The following is a 6,315-nucleotide window of genomic DNA, read 5'->3' as shown; positions in this document are numbered from 1 at the left end:
GTCTAGTATATATCACAAAATTATTAAATCTGTGTTTGTATTCATTGGTTTTTCATTGATTTTTAATTTTGTTGTTTATGATTTTGGTTTTTTTTCAATGAGAATTATGGATGTTTTAGGTCCATCTTTTATATTAATTTCTTTATTGTATTTTTTGTTATGGAAGGTAGATCTAGGTCCGTATCACTTTTTTTTATTTGTAGTTATTTGTTTGCTTACATCAATACTTTTCATGTCATTTGAATCTGATTTTAATGGTGTCCTCACAACATCAAGGCATCTTCTTTATATTTCATTTGCATATTTTATCTCAATATATTTTATTAAGACCTTAGAATTAGGTACTATGTTTTTTATTGGTATCATACTTGGTGCTATATCATCACTGTTAGTTATGTATGGTCAGTATTTAGAATTGTCATATTTTGATACATTAAAACCTTCGGGAGCTAAGCTGTGGTGGGTGTCGGAACGACAGAGATATACAGGTATATTTGAGCACCCAAATGCAGCATCTCAAATTACGATGATAGGTATTGTACCTTTATTGTATTTTTATTTATCTTCTAGAAATATGATGTTTCTATTTTTCAGTATATTATGTGTTTTTTTATTATACTTTTTGACTCAGACTCGGAGTTCTTTAGTAATATTTTCAATTTTATTGTTATTTTGTGTTTTTAAAAGCAATAATTTCAGACATAAAGTATCATTTATAATTTTTCTATTTGTCGGAATTTTACTGTTTTCAGAATATATTTTTGAAGTAATGAATGATAGATGGGTTGGTCATGGTGTAGTGAGTATCAGTTCTAATTTTCTTGAAAGACTAGAGACACAAGTGGTAAGTCTTAGTTATGGACTTGTTCACCCATTTGGTCTTGGCTGGCAGGGCAAAGAAATTATGTTGATTAATGAATTTGGTTTTAATGCTACACATAATGGGTTCATCAGTTTTCTGGTTGTTTATGGGTTAATATTTTCCACTGTGTTTTTTATATATATGACGTATATGTTTTATGTGATTGTATTTAATAGTTTTTCAGATATTAATGTTTTCACCTTTCCATTTTTATCATTGTACTTTAGTTTTTATTTTGAAGACGTTATTAATTCCCCGGCGATAATATTCTTATCGTTTCTATTTGTTTTTTTTAGGAAGTATAATACACATTCAAAAAATATTAAAATGGCTTAAGTTTTAGAGCATACCATAAGCCAGTATATCAATGTTTTTTTATGTGTTTAATGCTTTACAAGTTATATTTTTCAAGCAAAAGTTACTTTTTGATATTATTTATGTGATTTTATCTTAGAGGGAGGTATTAATGCCGGTCATAAATGGTAGATTTATAAATAAGGATGTTTCTGGGGTTGAGCGTTTTGCTATAGAAATGTCAGAGAGACTAAATTATCGAGTGGTCAAACCAAGTCGATTATTTTCTAAAGGGATTTTAGGACATTTTTGGGAGCAACTATACCTACCATTATACTGTTTTTTTTACAATGAACTATTAATTTGCCTGTGTAATACATCTCCAGTTTTATATCGTAACAAAGTTATTGTGTTACACGATGTGTTCTTTGTTGATTTTCCTCAATGGTATTCATTCAAATTTAGATTTTTTTATAAATATGCGACTAAGTTAACTTTAAATAGAACTCTGTCAATATTTACAGTTTCTGAATATAGTAAGAAACGAATATCTCAAGTTTTTAATGTTGCAGAAGATTCTATCACAGTTCTAGGTAATGCTTTGCCTTCAGATTTCGAAAGTATTCAAAAAAATGATATAACTGTTTCGAAAGAACCATTCTTTTTGGCTGTCGGTGTTAATCAGGAGAGAAAAAACTTCAAGGGTATCATCTCAGCTTTCATAGAGTTTAAAAAGAAATACAAATCCAACTATAAACTTGTTATCGTTGGCGGTAATGGAAATAATTTTAATACCGATCTAGATTTAGTTAATGATGCTGAATTGTTTAAAAGCGATATTGTTTTTACTGGTAGAGTTGATGATGAATCTTTGTGTTGTTATTACCAACAATGTATAGCTTTTTTATCATTAAGTCATGCTGAAGGGTTTGGGATTCCAGTGTTAGAAGCTATGGCTTTTGGCGCACCTGTCATTTGCTCTAATAATACTGCATATCCAGAAGTGGCAGATGATGCTGCTGTTATGGTTGATATCTATGATGAATCAAAGATTGTAGAGGCAATGCAAAATATCAGTACAGATTTAATTCTAAGAGAGCAATTGGTTAAAAAGGGAAATAAGAGGTATCAAATATTTAAATGGGAGTACTTTGCTAAAAAAATGAGGGGGATATGTGAAGATAGTTCATGCTAGTGAGACTATTAAAGGTGGAATTGAAACATATCTTAACTCTGTTGTTAATGTAGAGTCTGAACATTTTCTTGTCTCCCCGTCTGAAATAAACGGTTTTAATAACTTTTGCTTTTCATCGACAAATATAAGAATATTTAACACATTGAAAGTATTATATTTAGTCATCTATATATTGCTTACTAAAAAGGTAGATGTGATTTTTTTACACAGTGCATTTGCAGGCCTTGTTAGACCTATTATTTATCCTTTGTGTAAAATAAAATCTATTAAAGTAGTTTATTGTAGTCATGGTTGGTCTTTCAATCGTAAAAATAGCGGTGGAACGATAAAAATAAGTTCATTTTTTTATAAATACATCGAACTTTCGCTCTCACTCTTTGTAAATCAGATAGTGTGTATCTCATCCAGTGAATATCATGATGCACTTGATATAGGAATAAGTACCAAAAAGCTAAAACTTATCTGGAATGGTGTGAGGGAATCAAACACTAAAGAACTTATTACCAATAATTCAAAATTCAAATTTTTATTTGTAGGTAGATTTGATGAGCAGAAAGGCCTTGATTTACTACTCCAGAGTATTCTAAAACTTCCAACAGGTATTAAAGATAGTTGCAAGTTGATACTTGTAGGTGAAAGTGTACTCTCTCAATCTCACTCACTATATTGTGAGGAATTAATAAATACTGTATCTGATGACATTGAAATAGAAAAATTAGGTTGGGTGAAAAACTCTGAGATTGACATTGTATATAAATCATGTGATGTGCTCATTGTTCCTTCTCGATGGGAAGGGTTTGGATTGGTTGTTGCTGAAGCTTTAAGGAATAATCGTCCGGTAATTGCTTCAAATGTTGATTCATTTCCTCAAATGGTAGTTAATAACGAAACTGGTTGGATATTCGAATCTTGTGATTTAAATGATTTGTCTAAAAAACTTGAGTTATCTTTTTACAAGGCTAGGGCGATTATAGGTACGGGGCGTTGTCTTGACTCTTTTAATCGTTGTTTTAATGAAAAAATAATGAATCAAAAATTATTTAATTTATTCGTTCGTAAATAATAGGCAGTATATGATCCTACCAATAATTATGGCCGGCGGTTCTGGTACGCGTTTGTGGCCGCTTTCTCGTGGAAATTACCCTAAGCAATTTTTAAAGCTAAATGGCGAGTTAACTATGTTGCAAGAAACATTGACTCGTTTGGATGGCTTAGCACTTTCGCCAGCGATGTTAATCTGTAACGAAGAGCATCGTTTTATCGCTGCCGAGCAGACTAGGCAGATCGGTGTTGAGCATAATGGTATTTTTTTAGAGCCAGTTGGTCGTAATACTGCGCCTGCTATTGCACTTGCTGCTTTTAAGGCAATTGAGAACGGACAAGACCCTTTACTTTTAGTACTTGCTGCCGATCACCTTATTCAAGATGTGTCAGCGTTTCAATTAAGTGTTGACAAAGCCTCGATTTTAGCTTCACAAGATAAATTAGTGACTTTTGGTATCGTTGGAGATAAACCTGAAACGGGTTATGGCTATATTCAAAGAGGTGAGCCTTTTGCGGATGGCTTCGTTGTTGATTGTTTCGTTGAAAAGCCAAGCGAAGATGTAGCCCGCCACTATATTGAGTCAGGCGAGTATTATTGGAATAGCGGCATGTTTTTGTTTAAAGCCAGTCGCTATTTATCTGAGTTAGAAAAGTTTCGCCCCGATATCTACGCAGCCTGTAAAAATTCAATTCAAGTTCAAAAATGTGATTTAGATTTTATTCGTGTCGATAGGGTAGCTTTTGAGGCCTGTCCTGATCAGTCTATCGATTATGCTGTTATGGAACACACTCACGATGCCGTGGTTATTCCCTTAGATGCTGGTTGGAGTGATGTGGGAGGTTTCCCGGCCCTTTTAGAAGTATCTCCTCAAGATGAAAATGGCAATGCATTTAAAGGAGATGTTAAAGCTGTTGATACTAAAAACACGTTGGTAGTAAGTGAAGATAAGCTTGTTGCTACGATCGGCCTTGAAGATTTAATTATTGTTAATACCAAGGATGCTGTTCTGGTTGCCCATCAAGAAAAGGCGCAAGAAGTGAAGGCGATTGTGAATCAGTTAAAAGCTGAGCAACGCTCAGAAGTCACATTCCACCGTGAAGTTTACCGTCCTTGGGGTAAGTATGACTCGGTTGACAATGGCGAGCGCTTTCAAGTTAAGCGCATTACAGTAAAGCCTGGAGCAAAATTATCAGTACAGATGCATCATCACAGGGCTGAACATTGGATCGTGGTTTCTGGCACTGCAAAAGTGCAAATTGACGATACTGAGCAATATGTGACAGAAAATGAGTCTGTCTATATACCCATCACAGCAGTCCATGCATTAGAAAATCCGGGCAAAGTGGATTTAGAGCTAATTGAGGTTCAATCAGGTTCTTATCTCGGGGAAGACGATATTGTACGTTTCGAAGACCGTTACGGACGAGTGAAAGGGTAGATGATGGATACTCGTACTTTAATCGCACAAAGTGGCATTGCCTTTGGTACCAGCGGTGCGCGTGGATTGGTTTCAGATTTTACACCTGATGTAAATGCAGCCTTTGCTATAGCCTTCATTAATTCAATTAGTGATGACTTCGAATTTGATACCGTTGCCATTGCGATAGATAACCGACCAAGCAGTTACGCTATTGCACAGGCTTGTGCTGCAGGGATAAAGCAGTTAAATCAAAACGTGATCTATTATGGGGTTATTCCAACCCCAGCTTTGGCTTATAAAGCGATGCAGGATGGAATGCCTTGCATAATGGTAACAGGCAGTCACATTCCTTTTGACCGTAATGGTCTTAAGTTTTATCGTCCAGACGGTGAAATAACTAAAGCCGACGAACAAGCCATTTTAAATATTGCCGTAACATTTACGCCATTGGCTGATGAATTAGAAGAATTGTCTTTAAATAATGATGCTAGTAGAGCTTATATAGAACGCTATCAGCAGTTATTTGATAACAAAATTCTCGCAGGTAAGCATATAGGGATATATGAGCATTCAAGTGCTGGTCGTGATATTTATAGTTATTTATTTGAATCATTAGGCGCAAAAACGACGAGTTTAGGTCGTAGTGATGAGTTTGTACCAATTGATACCGAAGCCGTGTCAGAGGAAGATAAACAGCGCGCATTAGATTGGTCAAAGCAATATGGATTTGATGCTCTATATTCCACTGATGGTGATGGTGATCGTCCTTTAATCGCTGATGAAAACGGTAATTGGCTGCGTGGTGATATTCTTGGTTTATTGTGTAGTCAACAACTAGGGATTGAAGCTTTAGCTGTACCAGTAAGTTGTAATTCTGCTATTGAACAGTCGCAAAATTTTACTACTGTTGTTCGCACAAAAATTGGCTCACCTTACGTTATTGCTGAGTTTTCAGAATTAGCTAAGAAGTCTAAAACTGTCGCAGGTTTTGAAGCTAATGGTGGCTATTTATTAGGTTCGGATATAAAGGTTAATAGCAAAAACCTCAAAGCTCTTCCCACTCGCGATGCATTATTGCCTGCTTTGATGTTGTTAGCTCAGAGAGTCTCGATTTCTATGCAATTAAAAGAGATACCACAGCGATTTACAGCCAGTGATCGACTGCAAAATTTTTCTAGAGACAAGAGTGAACGGTTGATTGAACAATTAACTGTCAGTGCAACTCAATTCTTAGCTAATTTAGATTACAAACAAGATTTTCAGATTAATAACATTGATGGTTTACGTATTACTCTTGAATGTGGCGATATAATTCATTTAAGACCATCAGGCAATGCACCTGAATTAAGATGTTACTCCGAGTCAAGCTCACAAGCTAAAGCCAGTAAAATAGTTTCGATGACTTTAAAAGCTTGTGGTAAATAACCTAGATAAATAATTCCCATCAATTTTTCTTAGTAATTAATGAACCGCTTGGACATGATTTATGTTCAATTGGA

Annotated in this window: 5 protein-coding genes; all 5 read left to right on the top strand. The window is 34.7% G+C overall.

What is annotated here, in order from left to right; all coding sequences use genetic code 11:
- A partial coding sequence (locus tag L1D21_RS09110; protein WP_239844915.1) for an O-antigen polymerase occupies positions 1–1,198 on the top strand: 1,198 nt, incomplete at its 5' end.
- A 130-nt stretch (positions 1,199–1,328) separates the two neighbouring features.
- Positions 1,329–2,351, top strand: a complete 1,023-nt coding sequence (locus tag L1D21_RS09105; protein WP_239844914.1) for a glycosyltransferase family 1 protein — start codon at positions 1,329–1,331, stop codon at positions 2,349–2,351.
- A complete protein-coding gene (locus L1D21_RS09100) occupies positions 2,332–3,414 on the top strand; it encodes a glycosyltransferase (protein ID WP_239844913.1) in 1,083 nt (360 codons plus the stop codon). Before L1D21_RS09105 ends, L1D21_RS09100 begins: the two co-directional genes overlap by 20 nt.
- A gap of 10 nt (positions 3,415–3,424) precedes the next feature.
- Positions 3,425–4,834 carry a mannose-1-phosphate guanylyltransferase/mannose-6-phosphate isomerase gene (locus L1D21_RS09095; protein WP_239844912.1) on the top strand — a complete coding sequence of 470 codons (1,410 nt, stop codon included), beginning with the start codon at positions 3,425–3,427 and terminating at the stop codon, positions 4,832–4,834.
- Between the two features lie 3 nt (positions 4,835–4,837).
- Complete coding sequence (locus L1D21_RS09090; protein WP_275658946.1) at positions 4,838–6,241, top strand: phosphomannomutase; 1,404 nt, start codon at positions 4,838–4,840, stop codon at positions 6,239–6,241.
- The last annotated feature ends 74 nt before the right edge of the window (positions 6,242–6,315 follow it).

Origin of the sequence: Shewanella sp. Isolate11, assembly GCF_022398315.1 — a bacterium.
Classification (GTDB): Bacteria; Pseudomonadota; Gammaproteobacteria; order Enterobacterales; family Shewanellaceae; genus Shewanella.
This window is presented reverse-complemented; position numbering and strand designations above follow the sequence as displayed.

Bases quoted from the DNA above. Each gene is read 5' to 3' on its own strand.
- L1D21_RS09105 (WP_239844914.1), top strand. From the start codon at position 1,329: ATGCCGGTCATAAATGGTAGATTTATAAATAAGGATGTTTCTGGGGTT.
- L1D21_RS09095 (WP_239844912.1), top strand. From the start codon at position 3,425: ATGATCCTACCAATAATTATGGCCGGCGGTTCTGGTACGCGTTTGTGG.
- L1D21_RS09090 (WP_275658946.1), top strand. From the start codon at position 4,838: ATGGATACTCGTACTTTAATCGCACAAAGTGGCATTGCCTTTGGTACC.